Below are 23,728 nucleotides of genomic sequence, written 5' to 3' on the forward strand. Positions count from 1 at the left end.
ATTGCTAGAGACCTTTGGTATAGGGGTAAGGCTTCTGTGTACTTCCCTTGGGCTTGGTACATTCCTGCCAAGTTATTGAGGCTTCGAGCAACGTTTGGATGGTCAACTCCTAATGCTTTTTCATCAATTGCCAGAGACCTTTGGTATAGGGGTAAGGCTTCTCTGTAGTTTCCTTGGGCACGGTACAATTCTGCCAGGTTGAGTAGGCTGGTAGCAACGTATAGATGGTCAGTTCCTAATGCTTTCTCTAATATTGCCAGAGACCTTTGGAATAGGGGTAAGGCTTCTGTGTAGTCCCCTTGGTCACGGTACAGTGCTGCCAGGTTATTGAGGCTGGAGGCAACCTCTGGATGGTCTGCTCCTAATACTTTCTCTTTGATGGCCAGAGACCTTTGGTATGGGGGTAAGGCTTCTGTATAGTTCCCTTGGTAATGATGCTGTAAACCTAAAAAATTAATAACTGCTGCAGCAACACTGGTTTCAGAAGCACCTGCATTTTCTACAATAATTAAGGCACGTTCTAATAGTGGAATAGCTTCACTATATTTGCCCTGTTGCGACAACTTTTCTGCTTGTTGAAAAAGTCGCTTAAATTCTTCCACTTCCCTAGACTGTTGTGCTACCACAGCAGGCTTAATTTCCCCTACTACTGGTTTGGCCATCCCCAAACTTAACTCACAGATACTAATAAATGTTGCTCCACACACCAGAGAATATTTAATTATTGCCTTCATAAAATTAACTCTTAAAATTGGTATTACTCAATTATATATCCGTAGAATTAACCAGTTATGCAGTTTACTATATTTATCCAGTCAAAACCTCATCATAAATATCAGTTAATGTTATAATTAAATCTCCTAGTATTGCCAGAGCAATATCTATAAATGTTCGGGCTAGAACAATACTACAAACAACAACTTAGTTATGCCAATATCATATTATTAGTTCCTTAGCAGTTTACTATAATTTATCCAATAGGAAAAAAAGATAATGGAAACACTCACTAAAACACAGGCTGAAAATTATATAATTTTGCATCCTATTAGTTGGGAAACTTTCGGGCATATCAGTCAGGAATTAAGTGAAAATTCTACAAAACGCCTAGTTTATGATGGAGGATATTTACAGATTATGAGTCCTTTAATGGAGCATGAAAATAACAATTGGTTTATTGCTCGTCTGATATTTATTATGGCGGAAGAATGGAACTTAAATATTAAAAGTGTTGGCTCTCTTACTCTCAAAAGGGATGATATTCAAAAAGGAATTGAACCTGATGCCTGTTTTTATTTACAAAATGAGTCAGAGGTGAGAAATAAGCAAAATATTGACTTAAATCAAGGAGATACACCCCCAGATTTAGCTATTGAAATTGATATTACCAATAGTTCAATTGATAAGTTACCTATTTACGCAGCATTAGGTGTAGGGGAAATATGGCGATATGATGGAAAAAAGTTGCAGTTTTATGGGTTGAATAAACAAACTAAAAATTATGATGAAATAATGCAAAGTTTAGCTTTTCCTTTGTTAGAGCTGACAATGATTCCTCAATGGTTAGAACAACGATTAATTATTGGGGAAACGGCAACCTTAAAGCAAGTTAGGCAATGGGCAAGGGAAGTCAGAAGTTAGAAGTCAGAAGTCAGAAGTCAGGAGAGAAGAGAATTTCGAAAAATTTGCTCTTGTTAGAAACGCTATATATTTTTTAATTTCTTCCCACACTTCCCACACTCCCCCCTCTCCTCTTCTACTGCTGCTGTTGTTCAGCCTCAAAACTAACCCCTTCAGATAAAACATCAACAGCACAATTAAATTCAATACTAGATAATGTAAAATCTTCTCCCTCAGTATATGCAGAATAAAGCCACATTCTCCCCTCACCACGTTGATAAATCTCAACAGAATTTGATTCTGAATCTACTAAAACATATTCTTGTAAACTCTCAATTTGACGATAATATTTAAACTTATCGCCGCGATCGTAATCCCTTGTACTTGGAGAAAGAACTTCAATAATCACACTAGGATGTTGGATAAAGTCACGAGCTTTTAAATCATTAGCATTACAACTAATAACTAAATCTGGATAAAAATAACGATTATTTTTAGCATCCTTAACTTTCGCCTCCAATATATTAATTCGATAGCCTTTTTGACGAATAGAGGAATATAAAGCCGTATATAAATTGAGAACAATATTATTATAAGGAAGATTTTCTCTGGTCATAGCCAAAATTTCACCATCTACATATTCATTGCGAAATTCCTGTTTAGCTTCCCATTCTAAATATTCTTCTGCTGTCATTCTTTGATAATTGTGAGGTTCAGCAATCATAATTTCCTCTTTTCTTTATTCAATTAGTTAAATTTTATCCTAAATTAAGTAAGAAGAATTTAGTTGTCTATTAGAGAAGGAGTAATATCATGTGCCCCCTCCGGGGGAGCTACGCTAACGGATAATCACTTAATAATAAAGTTTTTGTTTGTAGTAGGGCTTTAGCCCTAAGTCATGGATAGGGCTGAAGCCCTACTACGAACTTTAATTATAATAACTATTTAACCGAACATGATATAAACATGGAAAAAAGCTGATGGCTGATAGCTGAATGCTTAAAAGCTATATCAAAACCTCATCATAAATATCAGCCATTGTTAAAGTTAATCCCACTGACTTTAACTCTAAAAAATCTTCTTTTCCTAGACTTTTCTTAGACCAATAACCTGCTTCTGATGGACGATAAACTTCTACTTTCATTTCTGTTTGATCGACCAATACATACTCTTGCAAACTTGCTAAACTTTGGTAATTCAAGCGTTTTTCTCGTCTGTCTAAATTCTGGGTATAAGGGGAAAGTACCTCAACAATTAAACAAGGATAACTTTTGTAATATTTTTCCGTATCTTGGGAGTCGCAAGTTGCCATCACATCTGGATAATAAAATATATCTGAGCTATTTTGGGCAACAGCAATTTTGACCTTCATATCTGCAATAAAAGTTTTACATCCGCTTCCCCGTAAGTGTCTTAATAAACTAGCGTAGATATTACCTGCAATGCGGTTATGTTCTTCACTACCACCAGACATAGCGAATATTTGACCACCGAGATATTCATGGCGAATAGGACTCGTTTTTTCTCCTTCCAAATAATCTGTGGTTGAAATAAATGCAGTAGCTAATTCCATAGTTATTAGTTCCTCAATGTTATATCATATCGGGTTGAATAGTTATAATAATTAAAGCTTGTAGTTGGGCTTTAGCCCTGTCTTAATAGTTCGGGCTAAAGCCCAACTACAAACAAAAATTTTTTATCACTGATTATCCAGACATAATATTATATGAATGATTATATCTAAACCAGAATATTAAGATGCCATTTCACTATTAAACCGCCTTAAACGTAATCGACATCGCCCCAATTTTCGTCGTATCCACCACCCGCGCTGTGGGGTCAAACTCCGCAGTTAAACCACGACTGCCAGCATTAATATCCTCAAGCAAACTATCAACCACATCTGTTTCCTCTAAACTCATTGGGCCACTACGCATACCTCTAGCAGTAGCGATCGCCTGCAACATCTTTAATGACTCTCGCAATGGTGCCACACTAGCAATAACTAACACCTCAGTATTTCCCAAAGGTTTACTCACAGTCAACTTAAACGTATCTACCCCCGGTTGAGGCAATAACTTTGTTTCTCCTCGTTTTAACAAAGCAGCATCAACTCCTTCTACCCAAGTATTAGGAAAAACTATCCCCATTTCTCCACTCGCATCAATAACTAACACTGCCACATACAAATTTCGCTCTTCCTGGTTTATCAACTCTAACTGTACCTGAGTACCCAGAGGTAACAACGGCACCCCCGCTTCAACTTTTATGGGAGTAGTTGTCGCAACTTCCTCTCCTGTACTTTTCCCTATTCCTCTGACAGTAAATGCAGTACCAACAAATTCTTGATTAAGAGTTTTCATCTTCGCTGACACTTTCAACCGCGATGACTCAGCATTCACAGTCAACTTTACCAACCTTGCAGCTAATAAAGACTTCAACTTCGCTCGCAAACGTTGTAACGCTTGCTCAACAGTTTCCTCTGCTTTACCAAATGAACCCGGAATTAACTCTAACCCTGGAGTATATAAACCAAAACTCCCCACTTCCGGCACTTCCGAAAAATTATTTTGTCGTGCTTCTTTTGCCAAAGTTTCTGTCATTTTACCCAAAATATAATGCACTTCTCCCTGTTGTAAAGATACAGGTTGAATACGAGAAATTTGTTCTAAACTTCCCCGCACTTGAGTAGTTGTATTGCCCAAAGAATCATCTAATCCTATTTTTAAAGTAAAATCTGCTGGAATAGAACGCGCCCTTTCCTGCAATAATGCACCAGGAGGAGGAGTTTTACCTTCAATAACTTTGCCGTTTCCCAACAAACCATTGCGAGATATTGACTGTACTTTTCCTTTTTCTGCACCTGTATTATCTACCCAAGCAAATACAGCATCTTTATCGAAAGTTACTAATGACTCAGGGTTAGCTCCACCTAACCAAAACTTTACTCCATCTTCTTTAACAACTGCTTCAGCAGGAGGCGTTAATTTTTTTAATAAATAAGTAGGTTTATTTTCGTTATTTGTATTTTTCTGAGCTTCAAATTCTGGTATTTGACTAGTAAGAGAATAATCAGTGGTAGTACGAGAGACATTTGCCAACATAGTACTAATTTTTTGATTACCTGTTTCTTGCCATAAATATTGAGTCATTAAGTAAGTAAATGCCCCTGCATAAAATCCTTCAAAAGGTGCATCTGCTGCTAATTGATTTCTTTTCGCCGAAGCAATAACAATTCCTTTAGCAATACTTTCTTGTCGTTTTTGTTTAAATTCTGCTTCTGACATATTCAGGCGGGAAAGCCATTGTTGTTGATATTCTAATTCTTGATTATTAGGATAATATTTATAATAGTCGCCTTCTCTAGTTAGAGAACGCATTGTTAAATTACCTCGTTTTCCTCCTCCTGAATGACAACTATCTAATACTACCGTAACATTTTCTGTGTTAATAGCAGACATTAATAAAAAGAGAGTCTGCCCCATAATATCTGACACCAATTTACGATTTTCTTGTTCTATTTTTGTTTGGTCTATGGGAATAAATGTGCTATTTAAACCATCAGTTTCATCTTTGTCTACTACTCGCGAACCATGACCAGAATAATGAAAAACTACTACATCTCCTGGTTTTGCCTGCTTAATTATATGTTCTTCAAATGAAGTTAATATGCCATCACGAGTTGGTTTAATTTTCGTTTCATCTGTAACTAATAAAATATCTGCTGGATTAAAACCAAATCGATTAATTAATAATTCTTTTTGCAATTCAACATCTGTGATACATCCTCGTAATTTAGTATTATTAGGATAGTCATTAATACCAACCAATAAAGCTAATTTCCGAGGAGTATTTTGGGCTAAAATTTTAGCATAATAAAGACTTTTGTGTTGAATTTCTAATTGACTTATACCCAAGGTTGCTAACATTGAGCCAGCAAAATGTAAAATTTGACGGCGTTTCATAGATTAATTTTTTATAATAATTATTATCAATAAAATTATATCATTATTGTCATCATAAGAGATTGAATGTATCAGGAAATATAAAAAGGAGATAGGGAATAGGGAACAAGGAATTGGGAATAATGAGGAATAAATCAAGACAACTATTTGTCACTTAAAAATATACGAATATATGTATATAAAAGCTATGATATCTACCAGATTTCACTCCCTTCAAGTATTACTGCTTTTAGATTTTAGTCACTACGCATCTCTCTATAATACTTATTTTACAAACATTCTCGAAGACGACCAACAACCGATAATTAATTATAAAAAAATATTTTTTTGTAGTTCACTTTAGTGCCCTAAATATATCCAGGAGTTCCTTGTAATTACTCCAACTACTCAGGAGTTTTATAGAAGCCCTAAGCGTATCTCCAGAAAAGAGGGAGTAGGGGGAAAGAATTAATTTATAGTTCTTAATTTCTACCTTTCCCTATATTCCTCACACTTGTTTGATATCAAAACTCAAAAACCTACCTTTGTAAGCTTCCCCCTCTTCCCCCTTTCCCCCCTCTTCCCCCTCTTTCGCTTAGGGGTTATATAACTCTGGAAGTCAGGATATCCTTCAACTTCAAATTCAAAGGAATACCAGATGGATAGATTTGGGTTCCGATCGTTCCTTATTAATCAATTACATCAGTCTTAGGAAACAGAAAACGACTCATACGATGTACCAGCGTGGTTGAAACCGAGAACAAGCTGAAACCAATCAATGGATGGATGATAGCTAATGGAATTGGCGTTTTCAGGTGAATTGTCAGAAATTGCAATCCCAACAAGACTGGCAGGCTGGTGGTGAGATACCTCACTCGAAGGGGGACAATAATGAGATACACCCATGCCAACAGAATTAAAGATAAACCGCTATACCCTCGCACTAACCAAACATGCACCTGCCACCATTCTGGGTTATAGAAATAAGCCAACCCCACTGTTAGCACTTGAGCATAGAGACAAAGGTTAAAAAACACTACAAGGATGAAACAGCTCATCAGTGTCCAATGCACTGGGGCCTTTGGTTGGATTAATGAATTAGATGTAGGCGATTTTATGTCTGAAGAAATTTGTTTCGTCATAAGCTTAATTGGTAATCAAATTTGCGAGTGAAATTCATTGTTTTTCAACGGCGATATCGCTAAATTAAGAGCCATTCTCTTATTGGGAAAAAATACTTTTTCTTAACCCAAGTAGCCGACTTATTAAGATGCCTTCTACTTGCCCATCTCCATAATCTTTTTCATAGGAGGTCATCAATTTTACTGAATACCTCTTTGCTGACTACGGCTGAGAAGTAGTTAGCCCATCCTCTTATATCATGTCCGCTTGAATACTTATATTTTAGTGGAAGGAAGGCAGAAGGCAGAAGGGTTTCTTCAAATTGTGACTTACAGCAGTTTCGGAGTTAGTGAGGTACAAAGTTTGATCACTTTAGCTCACGGGGTGAAGAGAGATTATATCATGTGCCCCCTCCGGGGGAGCTACGAATTGTGGATAATCACTTATAATAAAGTATATGGTTTGTAGTAGGGCTTCAGCCCTATCTACAGTTCGGGCTGAAGCCCTACTACGAACTTTAATTATAATAACTATTTAACCGCAATTCGTAGCTCCCCCGAAGGGGGCACATAATATTAATCTTCAAGTATACCTCACCATCCTAAAAAGTGCTGTAATTCTATACACGCTCCGATGCTACCAGACATAATATTATTACCGGATTTAGTTTAGCTATTAGGGCTTTAGCAGAGATGGTTTTTTGAGAATCACATATATAGCAATGAGCGCTTGTGTGTTTACATGATACAAATAATTACTAATGTAGTAAATTCAAAGTATTGGTAATATTAGTAGAGCTTTGTATTACACTTGATGATAATAGTAGTATGCAAATATGTGAGCGCTCATTTTAAATACATTCTTCTCAACCCTTATCCAGTCTATATCTCTCGATAATTCTCCACACCGTTATAGTTGAAAGCAAAACCTTTAGATGGCAAGAAACTAAAACCAACTCTTCCTTCCGCTATTGCTCCTAGTTCAATTTGTCCATCTTTGGCCGTTAGGACACCTCCCTCTAGGTCAATATTTCCTCCAATTGGGGCTAAAGTTTGATTGGGGTTGACTTAATAATCCTGTATTGGCTTGACTTATATCAATCTGTTGAAAGAGGGCATTTGCTGCAATAAGTCCATGACTATTCCCCTCAACTGTTATTGTTCCTGGATTTTGTCCCAAATCTAAACCGATGGGTCTATTAATCGTCAGCAAGGGTGGGGCATTAGGATTAGTAGCGCTGTAGAAACTACCATCAGACAATATTAAACTCTCTGTGGTAGTGCTAACAAAATATCCTCCTATATCTAAACGAGGGTTAGGACCAAATACTATATGGTTGGGTTAAGTAGAAAAAGGTTAGCCGTACCGTTGGCCCGAATTAATCCATCAATATCTCTAATATTACCGCCCGTAATTCGGTTGATAATATTAGAGATATTAATTGAGTTATCAAAGAATGCTTCTGTGAGTGTGGGCAAAGAAAAATCCAACTATGAAATAAATTGTCACCAATTGTTGTTTCACCGTCAATGGTAAAACGGTTGCCATTGATAATTACCGTAGTATTATTGGGTAAAGTAGCATCCGGGACTATTTGAGCTAAACTCGGCATGGATAAATTCCAGCTAGTGAAAATTATGCTAATAGTTAATAATTTCTTCATTACTAAAATTTTCAAACTTTGGACTTTAGTATCCGTCAAAGATTATTTCAAATCTGATTCATATTAGTAACGCTACAGACCTTTAAATTTTGACTATTATTATTAGACTTTTGACTTAAACTAACTTATCTAGACCATTAGATTTAATATTCATACTAAATCCGGTTTCGATCAACACTATAGTGCTTAAAGGTAAAAGGTCAGCACTAAATTGATGCTAACCGTACCACAATTTAAGGTTCACTTCCTAGTGGTCTATTTCATCAAAAATAAATGATGAGTTTAGATAAGGGGAAAAAATTTAATGGTTTATCCCCCAAATTCATCTTGACCAGAAAATCAGGTCTCAAGTCTCCTCCTGGAAAGGGGATAAAAAGCGGTCGTTTAGCTAGCGCACAACTACGTTAACGGCTGTCGCCGACATGAATGCGGAGCATTCCCTAGGATGGGATGGCGAGGAAACTTCGCCATATCCAATCGACCAAGAGAAAGAGAATTCAGTATTCCCAGCCTCCCTATTTGACGAGGTAGTGTTAACTGAAATGACAAACCAGTAGAAAGGTTTGGCTCCAAAACTGCTATTTTTGTCAATTATATATATAACGATGACAAATATTTTTTATCAATTTCAAAAGGGTAAATATACTACTACCCCTTACCTACTAAAAATAAGTCAACCTAGACAACAACACACTGCTCCCATTGGCATTTTTGATAGTGGAGTAGGTGGAATTAGTGTTTTAAAAGAATTATACCGCCAACTCCCCAAAGAAACCTTTATCTACTTCGCTGATACAGCACGACTTCCCTATGGTACAAAATCTCAGACAGAGATTGTACAATTTGTGCGTCAAGTACTAACTTGGATGCAAAAGCAGGGTGTTAAGATGGCGATCATTGCCTGCAATACTGCCACAGCAGCAGCAATAGATCGAGTAGCAGTCGAATACAATTTTCCCGTTATTGGTATGATTGAACCTGGTGCAAAAACAGTTGTCCACAGGAGTAGCAAAAGAATAGGTGTCATCGCTACTCTACATACAGTTAAGAGTAATGCTTATCTGAATACTATTCTGAAAATCGATCCTTCGATTTTAGTATTTCAAGTAGGAGCTCCTACTTTAGTACCATTAATTGAACAGGGTCAGATCAATGATGCTTATACCTTGGCAGTAGTACAACAATATCTTGAACCCTTAATCGCAAAACAGATAGACACTCTAATATTAGGTTGTACACACTATCCACATCTGATACATTTGTTTAGACGAATTTTAGATAACTCAGTAGAAATAGTAGACCCCGCTATTGCTGTTGTTCGTACTGCAGCCCAGGAACTTGATAGTTTGGGAAAATTAAGCGATCGCCCTCCTCATTGTACTAGCTTCTATGTGAGTGGCGACCCAGAAGAATTTGCTAAAAGAGTGCAACAATTTCTTGGTTTTACTCCGATAGTGGAACAATTTTGCTTAGGAGTAGAAAGTGTGAAAATCAAATCTGAATCTGTAGCTTGATTTATAGTAAATTATTTGTGATAAGCATCACTGACAAGATATTTCTTTTATATTTGGCGTTATTTTGGAAATGATATTTCACTCAGCAATGCCAAATATTTTTTTGTCAGTAGAAATTCAAATTAAATTCAGTTTAATTTTTTAATACAGCATATTTCGAGCAAATGATGTACAGGGTAAATGGTGAAAATCATGTAGTGCGGGCATCTTGCCCGTGTGGATATACCTCATAACAACGGAAAGCGCTGTATCATATTTTTCCTTTTTTAAGAAATTTTAGCTATAAAATTTCGTTTTTCATACTAAACTCACAAAAAAAATATTACAAATAATAAACTCATAATTTATATATATTAAAATTTAAGGCATATTAATTTGTAGCAAGAATAATTAATATCTATTAATTCACATAAAAAAATATATTTTTTTTTAAGTTGTTATAAAATTTTTAAGTTGTTATGAAAGTAAATTTCTTGTGATAAACTTTCCAATAACAACTAGGTAATTTAGTGAGGACAAACTGTATGACTGATGTTAGAGTTCTAATTCAGAACGTAGTCTCTGAAGGGACCGAAACAAGTTCTGTATTCTTTTCTCCAGCATGGGTAGCATTCCATAATGGTGGTTTTGACACCTTTACTACTCCTGAACCCGCTACTGAAGGTTTAGAAAGGCTGGCTGAAGATGCTACTTTTGATGCTATCACTGCTGAGTTTGCTAGTAGTGAAAGTGGTATTGACGGAGTAATTGAAGCAAATACTACTAGTGGAGCTTTTACTCTAGGAAGCCTAGGTCTTGGAGCATTTGATGTAGATGGAAGTCTGTACAGATACTTTAGTTATGCTTCCATGATATTACCTAGTAATGATGCTTTCATCGCTAATGGAAACCCAGTTGCTTTCGATGTCTTTGATGAGAGTGGAAATTTCTTAGGAGTAGATACTATAGTTAATGGAGGTCAAGATGGAGTATGGGATGCAGGAACGGAAGTAAATGATGAAATTCCTGAAAATACGGCAGCACTTGGTCAGACAGAACCAAATACAGGTGTGGATGAAAATGCAGGAACTTCACTACACGTTGGTTTTCTTGGTAGTCAACGACTTGGTGGTGAACCAGGAGGTATTTTAACAGCACGCGAAGATGCTGATTTCACAATAGGAGATGATGGAGAAGATTTTGAAATAGCTCGCATCACTGTTTTACAAGATGTTGCTGGTGCTACTTCTGGAGACAATCGCCTTAACGGTTTAGAAACACCAGATAGTATCCGTGGTCTTGCTGGTAACGATACTTTAAATGGTTTTGGTGGCCGAGATTGGTTAGTTGGTGGTCGTGGTAATGACCTGCTCAGAGGTGGTGCAGGTGACGATATTTTAGAAGGTCGCACTGGTGTTGATCACCTACTTGGTGGTGCAGGTGATGATATGTTGAAAGGTGGTGCTGGCAACGATCGCCTCAATGGTGGTGCTGGTAACGATACTCTTATGGGTGGCAGTAAAAGTGACTTATTCATCTTCAATACTAATGAGGCATTTGATACTGATGATGTAGGTGTAGATACAATTACTGATTTTAATACAGATGATGATTTCATTCTTCTTGATCGAGATACTTTTGCTGCTATAACTAGCGTGTCAAGTAGCAAAGCTAGCCCAGGATTTAGCGTTTCAACTGAATTTACTGTAGTTGATACAAATGCAGAAGCAAATACCTCAGAAGCTTTAATTGTTCACAGTCTAGAAAGTGGCAATTTGTACTATAACCCAGATGGTGCTACAGCAGGTTTTGGCAATGGTGGTTTGTTTGCTAATGTCACTCCTGAATTAGAAGGAGATAACTTTATTCTCCGTTAGTGCTGCTTGAGTAAAAGTTGGGCATTTGTTGGGGGTGGGTTTAGGCAAAAGCAACAACAAGCCAAACTTCTAACCCCCAATCCCTAGTTATAATATGCAATCAGTTTCTAATAGATAAACATAAATAAATGCAACAAGTGTAGAGCAGATTTAATAGAATATAGAGGATGATGAGGTACAGTCAAAGACTAATATCTCTTCCCTATTTACTAAAGTTATAAAACTTGGCGTTACTGAGTGGTAATGATTTTTAGATTAAGTCTGAACCTTACAGCGGTTTTCAGATCAATAAACCACAATGATACTAACTCCTAACTCTTAACTTCTAACTCCTGCCTCCTAACTCCTAACTCCTGACTCCTGACTCCTGACTCCTAACAATGAGTTTAGTGGTCTACTCAAATGAAAAGCGCTGTAAACATAAGTTTTTCAATTTTACCTTCAGCTATTTACCATTACATTTCAGAAACGCCTAAAACTTTGTACTTTACTAACTCTGAAACTGCTGTAATACCAAATTCAAAAATTCAGGCTATTCACCTTATCTACTGACTACTGGCTACTGACTACTCGCTACTAACTACTCTAAACCTCAGTAGCTCAAGTTTATGAAATTAATATAAGACACAATAACAAGAGTATTTGTTGCTATTATTCCACCAAACTCGCACTGCAGGTAAACCAATACCCATAAAAGTAGAATCACCACAACATAATAACCCTGGGAATAGTTTATTAGGTCTAGGACAAAACCACTCCCCAGCAAAAATTACCAGAGTATAGAACCCCCAGTGACCGGAAAGCGATCGCCCGTTTCTGAGTGTCAATGTTCCGAGAGTTATATTGCATGCAGCAAAACCAAATATTTTTATAATGTCGTATGGAAATTGATTTAGATCGAGTTTGATGGATTATATATATTATACCCTGAACACAATCCACACAATTAGGTTTATGCTAAACTTGGATGTATCAATAAGCTAATGATAAAGGAAATAATTTTATGACCGAAAGAGTAGTTAGAGTCACTATTGAAAATATAGCCCCAGAAAATGGTGCATTTTTCTCTTCAACTTGGGTGGCTATTCAGAACGGTGAGTTTGATATTTTTGACCAAGGTGACGCGGCATCTGGGACTTTTCTAGAAGGGTTAGCCGAAGATGCTAGTACTGATGGGATAACTACTGCTTTTAGTGACAGTGATGCTACTGGTGTTCAACAGACAATTCTTGGCCCCACAGGTAACTTTAATGATTTTGATTCAGGGGACAGTGTTTCTACACAATTTGTTGTAGAGCATGAGGTTGATCGCTTCTTCAGCTATGCGGCAATGATCCTTCCTAGTAATGATGCGTTTATTGCTAATGGAGATCCTGTTGAGATTTTTGATGAGGCTGGAGAATTGATTCCAGGTATTGAGATTATTGTTACTGGAGATCGAGTCTGGGATGCTGGAACGGAAGTCAATGATGAAATTCCTGAAAATACAGCAGCACTTGCTCAGGCAGCACCCAATACAGGTGACGATGAAAATGGAACAGTTCTACTACACCCTGGTTTTATCGGTAGTGCCCGAGAAGATAGTGCCGAACAAGGAAATATTTTACAAGCACGTCCTGCGGGTGATTTTACAACAGAAAATGATGGGGCAGATTATGAAATAGCAAGGTTCACCTTTTCTTTTGTTGATGACATTCTCGGTACTGGGGTGGGCGAGCGCCTCAATGGCACCGATCAGGCAGACATTATCAATGGTCGAGGGGGCGATGATATTGTCAATGGACTAGGTGGCAACGATCAGGTCATTGGTGGTAAGGGTAATGACCTGATCAGAGGTGGTGAAGGTGACGATATTTTAGAAGGTCGCACTGGGTTCGATCGCCTACTTGGTGGTGCTGGTGATGATATGTTGAAAGGTGGTGCTGGCAACGATCGCCTCAATGGTGGTGCTGGTAACGATACTCTTATGGGTGGCAGTAAAAGTGACTTATTCATCTTCAATACTAATGAGGCATTTGATACTGATGATGTAGGTGTAGATACAATTACTGATTTTAATACAGATGATGATTTCATTCTTCTTGATCGAGATACTTTTGCTGCTATAACTAGCGTGTCAAGTAGCAAAGCTAGCCCAGGATTTAGCGTTTCAACTGAATTTACTGTAGTTGATACAAATGCAGAAGCAAATACCTCAGAAGCTTTAATTGTTCACAGTCTAGAAAGTGGCAATTTGTACTATAACCCAGATGGTGCTACAGCAGGTTTTGGCAATGGTGGTTTGTTTGCTAATGTCACTCCTGAATTAGAAGGAGATAACTTTATTCTCCGTTAGTGCTGCTTGAGTAAAAGTTGGGCATTTGTTGGGGGTAGGTTTAGGCAAAAGCAACAACAAGCTAAACCTATAACCCCCAACCCCTAACTTTAATATGAGTTTGTAGTAGGGCTTTAGCCCTATCTAGAGTTCGGGCTCAAGCCCTACTACGAGCTCTAATTATAACTATTCAACTGTACATGATATAACTAATTACCCAAAGTTTATATAACTGTTCTTTCCAACATTTCCCTATGCTTCCACACAGGAGCAAGAGTATTTGCTGCTATCATACCACTTACTGCCACTGCTGGCAAACCAATACCAGGAAAAGTAGAATCACCACAACATAATAACCCAGGCAATGGCGTATTCGGTCCAGGAAATAAACCCTCTCCAGCACGAATTGCTGGACCATAAGACCCCCGATGACGGCGAAGAAAGCGTTCGTGAGTTATGGGAGTTCCTACTAATTTCACTTCACAACGGGAACGGACATCAGGTATTATTCGCTCTAAACCTTGCCACATAACCTCAGCTCTTTGTTCCTTTTGTTGTACATATTCCTGAATCTTTCTATCCATACCCTGCCATAATTGATATGGTTCATTTCCTGGAGTATAAACATGAATAACGTGCTTTCCTGGGGGTGCAACAGTAGAGTCTATTAATGATGGAATAGATACTAATACAACATTTTGGGGTGCATCTATTTGATCCCAATGATTAACAATAATATGGTGACACGCCAGATCGGGTTTGATATCTGTGGCATCAATACCCAAATGTAAGTGCATAAAACTGTTACATTCTGGTGTTGCTTGTCTTTCTTCCTGAAAAGAGTTTGACACCGTACCCTCTGGCAATAATTTCAAAGTATCCCAGACAGAAGCATTTGATATTACTGCTTGCTTTGCCCGAATTTCTTCTCCATTCCGCAACAACACCCCAACAGCACGCCCACCCTTAACTACTACCTGTTCCACATGAGCATTCAACATCAATTGACCACTGTGACGTTGTAACCCGCGCACTAAAGCATCAACTATTGCTCCACTTCCACCAATGGGATAGTCAAGCACAACTCCTGGTTTATACCATTCAGCAAACATAAATGCAACTTCAGCAGCACTGGTACCATTTGCTGGTAAACCTGAAAGTAGGAAGCAAAGTAAATCAAGCCAATTTCGGATAAAAGGATCTGTAACAACCCCTTCAATAATTTGGGAAAACGCTCCCGTTAACTGAGCAACGTTAAAAATGTGTTTTGCCATAGTAGGTAGAAACTGCCCCATTGTCATTATTGCTCCTAAATCAAAACGGAGAGAAGCAGGAGGAATAGCGATCGCTGCTTCTGCTAGTGGAGCCATAACTTCTTGGAGTTTACGCCATTCTGCCACCGCATTGTCACCTCTCAGGCTTTGGAGAACATCACAAAATTGGTCTGCACCCACTGATGTATCAAAGTCACCTTCTGGTAAACAACAACCCCAAGTGTCATAAGTTACGCAGGGTACTTCCTCGCCAATAGCATCCAAAACTTGTGCTAATGGGTTAGTAGAAGGGCGATAGGAAAGACCAGAATGTAAAGATGGTCCAGAATCAAACTTGAATCCCTGATATTCAAAACTATGAGCAGCACCTCCAGGAATAGAATGACTTTCGCACACTATGACATCAAAACCATAGTTTGCTAGTAAAGCCGCAGAAGTTAAACCACCAATTCCACTACCAATTACAATTACATCTGTTTGAGACATATTATTTAGTTAATTAGTTAATTTAGCAATTGATATAAAGGATACCAGCAAAGTTAACAAAGTCATCTCAAATTGGCTCTTATACTGAAATGTGAAACAATTTCCTGAAATTACTGTAGCATCAAAGTTTTCAAATCTTACTTTTAACTTTTAAATTTTGACTTTGCTTATTCCCTGGCTTCAGCAAAATACTTTTTCACTAAGCCATAATTAGTATTATACTCAACACCAGAAAAATTCAGTAAAACTACGAATGACATTTTTGACTAATATGAATTATCTTTAGTATTAAAGGGCTAGCAAATCATACTATATTGTCCCATAACTAAGACATTAAAGAGTAACAATTATTACTTTTTGCTGATAGAATAACTAATCAGGCTAACTATCTGGCTCCAAAGGTGTATCTACCAATCAATACCCTCTAGGAGTAAGAAAAATGTTAACTGCAGATCGTCACATTAATCAGAAATTAGAAAACCCTAATTTTTTATCTTCAAATCTTGTTTTTATTGACTCGCAAATTCAGGATTACCGATTCTTAATTTCCGGATTTTATCCAGGAATAGATGTAGTTGTTATTCCTAAAAATCAAGATGGACTAGAAGTTATTACAGGGACTCTAAAAAAATATATAAAACAAGAGCAAAAATTAGATGCAATTCACATATTTTCTCATGGTAGTCCCGGCAGTCTAAAACTAGGAGATATCTTTCTCAATACCCATACCATTAAACTGTATAAAAATCAGATTCAAAAATGGCAAGCAGCACTAAATACAACATCAAATATTTTACTTTATGGTTGTAATGTCGCAGCCGGAATAGGTAAAAAATTCGTCCAGAAATTACATCAACTAACTAAAGCAAATATTGCAGCTTCAGTTAATCCTACAGGAGCTTATCCTGGAGATTGGCATCTAGGATTTACTACTGGAAAAATTACAGCTCCTCAAGTATTAAAACCAGAAATAATGGCTACTTATAATGGTACTTTAGACACTATCACAGTTACTAATAATAATGATAGTGGTACTGGTTCCTTAAGACAAGCGATCGCCGATGCCAACCCAGGAGATACAATTGAATTTGACTCTAGTTTAACTAATCAAACTATTACCCTCACTTCTGGTCAATTAGAAATTGATAAAGACCTAACTATTGATGGTGGAAATGCTCCTAATTTAACTATTAGTGGCAACAACAGCTCTAGAATTATGGACTACCAAGTAATTCCTAATTTTGAATTGCTACCTGAAAATCCCGATCTAAAAACAGAACCTCTAATAATAAAAAATCTAACATTTGCTGAGGGAAAAACTACAGAAATAGGAAAACCAGGTGCTGGTGGTGCTATTAGAACCGAAAATTTTACAGAATTAATTGTTGAGAATAGTACCTTTATTAACAATACAATTAGTGGTAGAGGTGGAGGAGCAATTTACAGTGGTTATAACAGTAAAGCCACAATAATTAATAGCAAATTTGATAATAATGATAGTAGTCAAGCTATTGAAAATGCTGAAAAATTAGGCGAACATGCTGGTGGTGCAATTTTAATTTGGAGTGAAAGTGAATTAACTATTCAAGGCAGCGAATTTACCAACAATAAAGGTGGAACTGGAGGTGCAATTAATAACCTATTAAGTAAACTCACTGTAGAAGATTCTATCTTTAAAAATAATGATTCTACAGCAGGCAGTGCTGGATTTGAAAATGGTCATGGTGGGGCAATTTATACTGATGGTGCTAGTCTTCATACTGACGATATTGGTGACACAATTAGAATTAGTAATAGTCTATTTGAAGGAAACAAAGCTGCTGGGGAAGGAGGTGCTCTATTTTTATTTGGTTATCCTCCAGATGAAATAATTGTTGAAAATAGCACTATTATTAATAACTACGTTATTGAAGGTTTAAAAGGATATAGTATAGGGGGCGGAATCAGAGCAGGCAATGCTGAATTCACACTAACTAACAGCACCGTTGCTAATAATTTAGCCTTAACTCAAGGTGGTGGTTTATGGGTAGGAGAAAATGCTACATCCACAGTAATTAATAGTACGTTTTCTAACAACGCCGCCTTCCCTGCTCAACTAGATTCTAATCAACAACCCATAGTTGATAGTGATGGAAACTATGTTTTAGACGAAGAATATGACATAACCAGAGTAATAGGTGGAGCAATGACTCTTAATGTTCCTACAACTATAACTAACTCCACTTTTGCCAATAATCATGCCGGATGGTGGGGTGGTGCATTTGTAGGTGATGCGTCTGCCACAACAACTAACTCAATTTATTATAATAATACAGCCGGAAATCCCTTCGATCAAGCTAATCAAACAGCAAAACAATTAAATGATGGCGGGGGTAACATTCAATATCCAGATCAAGCTAATACTAACGATAACAAAATAACAGCAAATATTACTGTTGCTGATCCCTTACTAGGAGAACTACAGGAGGTTGATGGTGTATTAGTCCATCCCTTATTATTAGGAAGTCCAGCTATTGATGCAGGAACTAATACTGATGCACCTACTACAGATCAGTTAGGCAATACTCGCCCTGTGGATGGTGATAATAATGGTAGTAGGATTACGGATATTGGTGCTGTTGAGTTTATCCCTACACCAACACCGGAAGCAACACCAGAAGACTGTATAACTGGCGATAGCTCAGATAACTCACTTAATGGTACATCAGATAATGATTGCATTGATGGCTTGGGTGGCAATGATACCTTAAAAGGTGCTGCGGGTGAAGATACCATAAACGGCGGTGATGGTAATGATACCCTAGGTGGAGGTGCGGGTAACGACCAACTTAATGGTGATGCAGGTAATGACTCTCTAACTGGTTGGATAGGTGATGACATTATTCATGGGGGTGATGGTTTCGATACTCTCCAAGGTGGAGATGATGTTGATACCCTCAACGGTGGCAATGATGCGGATACTCTAAAAGGAGGTACAGGTAACGATCTACTCAACGGTGATAGTGGGAATGACTTTATCCAAGGTGAGGCAGATGATGACGAACTCAACGGTGGTGATGGTCAAGATACAGTTGGTGGTGGCAATGGCAACGATATTATCAACGGTAATGCAGGTAATGACTCCCTAACTGGTTGGTGGGGTGATGATACTCTGAGAGGTGGTACAGGAAATGACATTGTTAAAGGTGGCAATGGTCTAGATATTCTCAATGGCGAGCAGGGAACAGATACTTTAACAGGTGGTAGTAATAGTGATCGCTTTATCTTTGATATTGGCAGTCAATTTAACCTGACTGATATTGGTTCGGATATTATTACAGACTTCAATAGTGCTGAGTCAGACAAAATAGTTCTAGATAAAACTACCTTTAGCAGTTTGAGTAGTGTAGTTGGGAATGGTTTCAGTGTTGGAGGAGAATTTGCTGTTGTTGACAATGATACAGCAGCAGCGACTACTAGCGCTAAAGTTGTTTATAATTCTGCCAATGGTCAACTTTTCTACAATCCTAATGGTACAACTAGCGGTTTCGGTGAAGGAGGTTTGTTTGCAACTTTAGAAAATCAAGCAAACTTGCAAGAGTCAGATTTTGTATTAAAATCTAACTCAACATCGGAACCTACTCCTGCTACTCCTGCTGAAATTACCAGTGATGTTATTAAGTTTACTCCCTCAGATACTGAAGCAGAAATAGCAGCTAAAGGCGGACCTAGTATTGAAATTGGCACTCAAACCATTTATATCGGTACTTGGCAAGAGTCGAGTAACAATCAAGACCCCATTATTGCTAGCTTCGACGACATTAACCCTGCTAATAATTGGATAAGAACAGATTATGAAAGTACCGGAGCAGATGGTCGCGGTAATGGTTTATTTTGGGATGGAGACGACTTATATGCAGTTTTCAGTACCGATGGCACTCAAGGATCTCCCAGTGAAGACTTTCGGCGTGCTGCCAGCGATGCCACACAGTCTTGGCTACGCAGTTATGGTCAAGGTGGTGGTGCGAAGGTAAGTGTTGTTGCCAGAATAGATGAGCTAACAGGAGAAATGACAGATGCTGCATTTTTCTCAGCAGTCTTGAATAGCGGTAATAGTAATACTTTGACAGTTACAGATCTATCTATTAACTCTGATAATAATTTAGTTGTGGAAGCTAATGCTTTCTTTGGACCACGCAATCCTGATGGTAGTCGGATGACTCAAGTAGATACAAGTCTGGGTTCACCCTTTGATTATACGGTGGAAATAACTCAGAGTTTAGAGGAAGTAATTAGCACCGCTGCTGTTGGTTGGGAGTAACAAGTCAGGAGTTACGCAAGGACACTATATAGGGTTTGCTGAATAAAGCAGACTTTGGGGGATGTGGGAAGTTAGGAAGTGTGGGGAGGGTTGAAAGGGTTGGGAGATCAAATTTTGTCCAAAGATTTAGGGGCGAACGGCCGTTTTGCTCCGCAATATGAAACGTCCCTACTAGATATGCTTGTTATGCGTAAGTCCTGATATTCTGAATGTAGGTTTTTAAGGATTGAGAAAGAAACCTCGATCACTATTGGCAAAACCTGTTTCTATAAATTGTAAAGCTTGATAAATTAGTTGTCGAACCGGCTCTTGCCTCTCAATGATATTTTCCGATCGCTCCCACTGAAAATAGAGAGAGCGGAGAAAATTTTGGATATTTCGGTAAGCACATAGTTGTTCAGTCGGACTTGTAAGTATTTTTCGCCAAGGATACTTTTCAAAATCATCCCAAATTAAAGGACCTGAAGGACGACGCTCAGTTTCAGTCAAGATATCTAACCAAGAATTTATTTGCTCAATGCTAAGTATATTCTGTTGGCAAATTTTGACAGTGGCTCTAGCTAACCTCTCCTCTTCAGAATGAATATAAACTGATGGTACTGGTTGGCGAAGTTTGGTCGCGATCCCTATTAACAATCTCATTAAATCTAAATCGTTGAGATAGGAATTTAGACTAAGAATACCTAAAGCATCGGCAACATGAGCAATTCCGTGAGACCATCCTTTTTCTGGAGAAATATATCCTCTTAAATCTTGCTCTTTTTCTAGATAAGTTAAGTAGAGTTCCATGCGATCACGAATTTCTGGTTCTTCTATATAAGGATGCTGGCGATGGAAGTCTGTTAAATCATTTAAAAGTAATATAGAATAACTCCGCAAAAATACTCCATCGCTTTCTGTTTCACCAAGACCAATTTTTATATTACATTTAGCTTTTTCTGCCAGTTCCAGCATTTCTACGTCATTATAGTAGGTGCGGTCATACCATCCCCAAATCCATGCACTCAAAGTCATATAGCTGTAATCCCGTAAATCCGATCTTACTGCTCCTAAATTCTTCATTAGTTGGGGGGTTAATTCCGCAACCTGATAATTATCAGGAATGGCAAATCTATTCTCAAAAATTGATTTTAAAAGTTCTACATCCATTGGTTTTATGTTTTAAGTTATGGAAATTATTTAATCTATAAGGTAAAGCTTTTCGATCCCCCCTAACCCCCCTTGAGAAGGGGGGAACCTTCAAAGTCCCCCTTAAAAAGGGGGATTTAGGGGGATCGCATAAGTACCTCACCCATTCGAGAAACCCTATACGGGAATATTTATTTGCTTTTTGGCTAAAATTGCGACATATTCTAGAGGTTTACCGTTCAAAAAACGACGGTGGAGATAGAATTCTGTAGAATGTATTTTTAAGTAACCTTTTTCCACTGCCTGACGGTAAAAATTGACAAATTCCGGACAATTATCCTCACATTCGTAACTGGTTTTTGCCACATTGAATAACACCCAACCTTGATTTTGAATTAAGTTCATTCCTGTGGCAAAAGCTTTTACAGGAATATGACCTTCACTTAATGCAGAACAACAAACAAAACCATTTAACTTTTTCTCCTTGAGAAAATCGCTGGTTGATTTTGATAATTGAGTTAAATCTTCCACAAAGTAATTTTCATACACTCCGGGAGAATCTCTTTGAGTAGCTTCGGCAGCTTCAGGAACAATGTCAATACCAATAATAGATTTTACTCCCAGTTGGGCAACTTCTTGACCAAATAATCCGCTTCCCGCACCTAATTCTAATAGTTTTAGCTCCTCCACTGACTCACCGCTATTTTTTAAGTTCTCAGTTAATAAGGTAGCCATGACTTGGTGAGAACGATAGGCGAGTTTCTCTACAGCCAAATAGTTATAAAGTCCAGGAATGCTATAAATTTCTCCATAATTATGGAGTTTTAATCGACGCTCTTGCCCGTTTTCTGTAATGAAAACATATTCTTCATTAATTGGTAAATTTTCGATGCTATCAGGCAAACGAATTTGAAAGTTAGTTGACATTTTGTTAAAAATTTTATTGAGTAATATTATGTCCGGATAATCAGCGATCAAAAAGTTTTTTTTGTAGTAAGGCTGTAGCCTTATCTACCATTAGGCCAGCAGAACTAGAATTTTCTATTAGAACTTCAGATGAGGATTAATCAGTATGTTTACTAATACTAATCGGTGTTTTTCGTTTTGCAAGCTCCTCCAAGTATCTATCAGGATTTACTACTGATTCTGGAGGAAACACCCCTCTTTGAGAAATTTCCTCGTTTGCCACCATCTGAGCGGCTATTGATATTGGCGAGCAAACATTCTTATCTTTCCCCTTTTCCCACTGCACACCCTTTAGAGAAAGGTAATCCATTATCCATGTAATATTTTTGTTATCTTTCGTTCCCTTAACAATAACTCGCTTGATCTCAGATTTTTTAGGTTCTCGACTTATAGGCCGTGGACGGCTCATCACAACTTTTTCTACAAAGTTAGCTGGTGAAATTTTAACACCATTAATCTCTATTGGCTCACTAGACGTTAAATTCATTGCCTTCAAAAAACGCATTCCTTTCTCAAATCTTTCATTGAAAGCCAGCTTAAATGAAACTTCTTTAATACCTTTACTTTTTAAACTTTCAGGCAATGTGGCTAACTCAGAGTGCAATACATATATCGGACGTCTTATATTGAAAGGCTCTGGAAATTCATATTCATTACCACCAGAAGCTGGTTCTACAAAGTCCATTTTCCCATTAGTGAAAACAGCAGCCGGATATTCAAATTCCTGGCACGTTGTACCAATAGCATGAGAAACAGGAAAAGCATTTTTATCTTCGTAAACTGTTTGATCGTAAAAAGCAACTTTAATATGCACCTCATCTACTGTTTCCATTCTATCAGCAGCATAACGGGCCATAATATTAGTTGTCCCTGGTGCCATCCCCATACCGGCAATAGCAGTTAAATTTGCTGAAGCAAATTTCTCATTCATTGTTAATTGCTTTTGAGTCATGTAAAATAAGCCCCCCATATCCAGATAATGAGATTTTATTGCTAATGCCAAATTCATTATCTTTAAGTTCAATCGATAAGGGGTACAGTTAATTAGAATATCAACATCATTTAGTTCATTAACTGCATTTTCACTTAAAATATCTATCTTTCTGGTTTCAATATACTCACTATTAAAACTTTCTTTTACATACTCCAGTTTTTTTAAGTCATAATCAACAACAATTATTTTGTCAATGGACTGACAAGTATCTAACAAATCTTTTATTGTGGTTGTACCTGTATAACCAGCACCACCTATAATTGCAAATCGTGTAGTTTTCATTTTAGATATTTTCAGATTAAATTTTCAAATTCACTATACAGCTTGGCTTGAATAAGAGTATAACAATCCTAAGTTTAAAGAATAATATCTATCCTTTTTTCACAGATAACTTTTCTACACTCATCAAGTTAGGCAAGTATATCGAAAGGCTGGATCAAACGACTTAATTCGATTGAAGCCTCAAAAAAATTGAATTCATATTGAGCATTGTGAGGAATGCTATTAAAGTTTATGAAATATAGCGTTTTTGGACAGATAACTAAAACAT

Annotated in this window: 17 protein-coding genes and 1 pseudogene; 5 read left to right on the forward strand and 13 right to left on the reverse strand. The window is 37.4% G+C overall.

The features are described from left to right. The coding region (locus tag ACP6PL_RS01410) for a tetratricopeptide repeat protein (RefSeq protein ID WP_426541772.1) at window positions 1-734 on the reverse strand (734 nt) is incomplete at its 3' end. A gap of 259 nt (window positions 735-993) precedes the next feature. Between ACP6PL_RS01410 and ACP6PL_RS01415 the strand changes: the two genes are divergently transcribed. Further along, window positions 994-1,638 carry a Uma2 family endonuclease gene (locus tag ACP6PL_RS01415; RefSeq protein WP_426541774.1) on the forward strand — a complete coding sequence of 215 codons (645 nt, stop codon included), beginning with the start codon at window positions 994-996 and terminating at the stop codon, window positions 1,636-1,638. Between the two features lie 115 nt (window positions 1,639-1,753). On the opposite strand, the gene ACP6PL_RS01420 is transcribed toward ACP6PL_RS01415, so the two are convergent. The 7 genes and pseudogenes from ACP6PL_RS01420 to ACP6PL_RS01450 all read right to left on the reverse strand — a co-directional run bounded on the left by ACP6PL_RS01420 (window position 1,754) and on the right by ACP6PL_RS01450 (window position 8,346). After that, a complete protein-coding gene (locus tag ACP6PL_RS01420; protein ID WP_426541776.1) occupies window positions 1,754-2,341 on the reverse strand; it encodes a Uma2 family endonuclease in 588 nt (195 codons plus the stop codon). A gap of 282 nt (window positions 2,342-2,623) precedes the next feature. Beyond that, window positions 2,624-3,190: a Uma2 family endonuclease gene (locus ACP6PL_RS01425; RefSeq protein WP_426541778.1), complete on the reverse strand. Its 567-nt coding sequence runs from the start codon at window positions 3,188-3,190 to the stop codon at window positions 2,624-2,626. 199 nt (window positions 3,191-3,389) lie between these two features. Further along, window positions 3,390-5,582 carry a caspase family protein gene (locus ACP6PL_RS01430; RefSeq protein WP_426541780.1) on the reverse strand — a complete coding sequence of 731 codons (2,193 nt, stop codon included), beginning with the start codon at window positions 5,580-5,582 and terminating at the stop codon, window positions 3,390-3,392. A gap of 668 nt (window positions 5,583-6,250) precedes the next feature. Next, window positions 6,251-6,703 (reverse strand): DUF6220 domain-containing protein, encoded by a 453-nt coding sequence (locus ACP6PL_RS01435; RefSeq protein ID WP_426541782.1) that lies wholly within the window; start codon window positions 6,701-6,703, stop codon window positions 6,251-6,253. A gap of 161 nt (window positions 6,704-6,864) precedes the next feature. Next, window positions 6,865-6,990 (reverse strand): group II intron maturase-specific domain-containing protein, encoded by a 126-nt coding sequence (locus ACP6PL_RS01440; protein ID WP_426541959.1) that lies wholly within the window; start codon window positions 6,988-6,990, stop codon window positions 6,865-6,867. Window positions 6,991-7,706: 716 nt separating this feature from the next. After that, a pseudogene (locus ACP6PL_RS01445) lies at window positions 7,707-8,173 on the reverse strand (two-partner secretion domain-containing protein). Then, window positions 8,062-8,346 (reverse strand): hypothetical protein, encoded by a 285-nt coding sequence (locus ACP6PL_RS01450; RefSeq protein WP_426541963.1) that lies wholly within the window; start codon window positions 8,344-8,346, stop codon window positions 8,062-8,064. Before ACP6PL_RS01450 ends, ACP6PL_RS01445 begins: the two are co-directional and overlap by 112 nt. A 605-nt stretch (window positions 8,347-8,951) precedes the next feature. On the opposite strand from ACP6PL_RS01450, the gene murI reads away from it, so the two are divergent. Both murI and ACP6PL_RS01460 read left to right on the forward strand, forming a co-directional pair. After that, a complete protein-coding gene (gene murI / locus ACP6PL_RS01455) occupies window positions 8,952-9,860 on the forward strand; it encodes a glutamate racemase (RefSeq protein ID WP_426541784.1) in 909 nt (302 codons plus the stop codon). Window positions 9,861-10,384: 524 nt separating this feature from the next. Next, entirely contained in the window at window positions 10,385-11,716 is a 1,332-nt protein-coding gene (locus ACP6PL_RS01460; RefSeq protein ID WP_426541786.1) for a spondin domain-containing protein, read from the forward strand. Window positions 11,717-12,330: 614 nt separating this feature from the next. On the opposite strand, the gene ACP6PL_RS01465 is transcribed toward ACP6PL_RS01460, so the two are convergent. Beyond that, window positions 12,331-12,543, reverse strand: a complete 213-nt coding sequence (locus tag ACP6PL_RS01465) for a hypothetical protein (RefSeq protein ID WP_426541788.1) — start codon at window positions 12,541-12,543, stop codon at window positions 12,331-12,333. Window positions 12,544-12,719: 176 nt separating this feature from the next. On the opposite strand from ACP6PL_RS01465, the gene ACP6PL_RS01470 reads away from it, so the two are divergent. Further along, window positions 12,720-14,051, forward strand: coding sequence for a spondin domain-containing protein (locus tag ACP6PL_RS01470; protein ID WP_426541790.1), 1,332 nt, complete (start codon window positions 12,720-12,722; stop codon window positions 14,049-14,051). 203 nt (window positions 14,052-14,254) lie between these two features. Here ACP6PL_RS01470 and ACP6PL_RS01475 read toward each other — a convergent pair whose 3' ends face one another. After that, entirely contained in the window at window positions 14,255-15,790 is a 1,536-nt protein-coding gene (locus ACP6PL_RS01475) for a phytoene desaturase family protein (protein WP_426541792.1), read from the reverse strand. A 439-nt stretch (window positions 15,791-16,229) separates the two neighbouring features. Here ACP6PL_RS01475 and ACP6PL_RS01480 point away from each other — a divergent pair, with 439 nt between their 5' ends. Further along, window positions 16,230-20,090 (forward strand): DUF4347 domain-containing protein, encoded by a 3,861-nt coding sequence (locus ACP6PL_RS01480; protein WP_426541794.1) that lies wholly within the window; start codon window positions 16,230-16,232, stop codon window positions 20,088-20,090. Window positions 20,091-20,309: 219 nt separating this feature from the next. On the opposite strand, the gene ACP6PL_RS01485 is transcribed toward ACP6PL_RS01480, so the two are convergent. The 3 genes from ACP6PL_RS01485 to ACP6PL_RS01495 all read right to left on the reverse strand — a co-directional run bounded on the left by ACP6PL_RS01485 (window position 20,310) and on the right by ACP6PL_RS01495 (window position 23,460). Then, entirely contained in the window at window positions 20,310-21,239 is a 930-nt protein-coding gene (locus ACP6PL_RS01485) for a DUF2785 domain-containing protein (RefSeq protein ID WP_426541796.1), read from the reverse strand. A gap of 156 nt (window positions 21,240-21,395) precedes the next feature. Continuing rightward, window positions 21,396-22,145 (reverse strand): class I SAM-dependent methyltransferase, encoded by a 750-nt coding sequence (locus ACP6PL_RS01490; RefSeq protein ID WP_426541798.1) that lies wholly within the window; start codon window positions 22,143-22,145, stop codon window positions 21,396-21,398. A gap of 136 nt (window positions 22,146-22,281) precedes the next feature. Continuing rightward, on the reverse strand, window positions 22,282-23,460 hold the full coding sequence (locus tag ACP6PL_RS01495) for a saccharopine dehydrogenase family protein (protein ID WP_426541800.1): 1,179 nt from the start codon (window positions 23,458-23,460) through the stop codon (window positions 22,282-22,284). Window positions 23,461-23,728: the final 268 nt, after the last annotated feature.

Source organism: Dapis purpurea BLCC-M126 (assembly GCF_050015975.1).
Classification (GTDB): Bacteria; Cyanobacteriota; Cyanobacteriia; order Cyanobacteriales; family Microcoleaceae; genus Trichodesmium.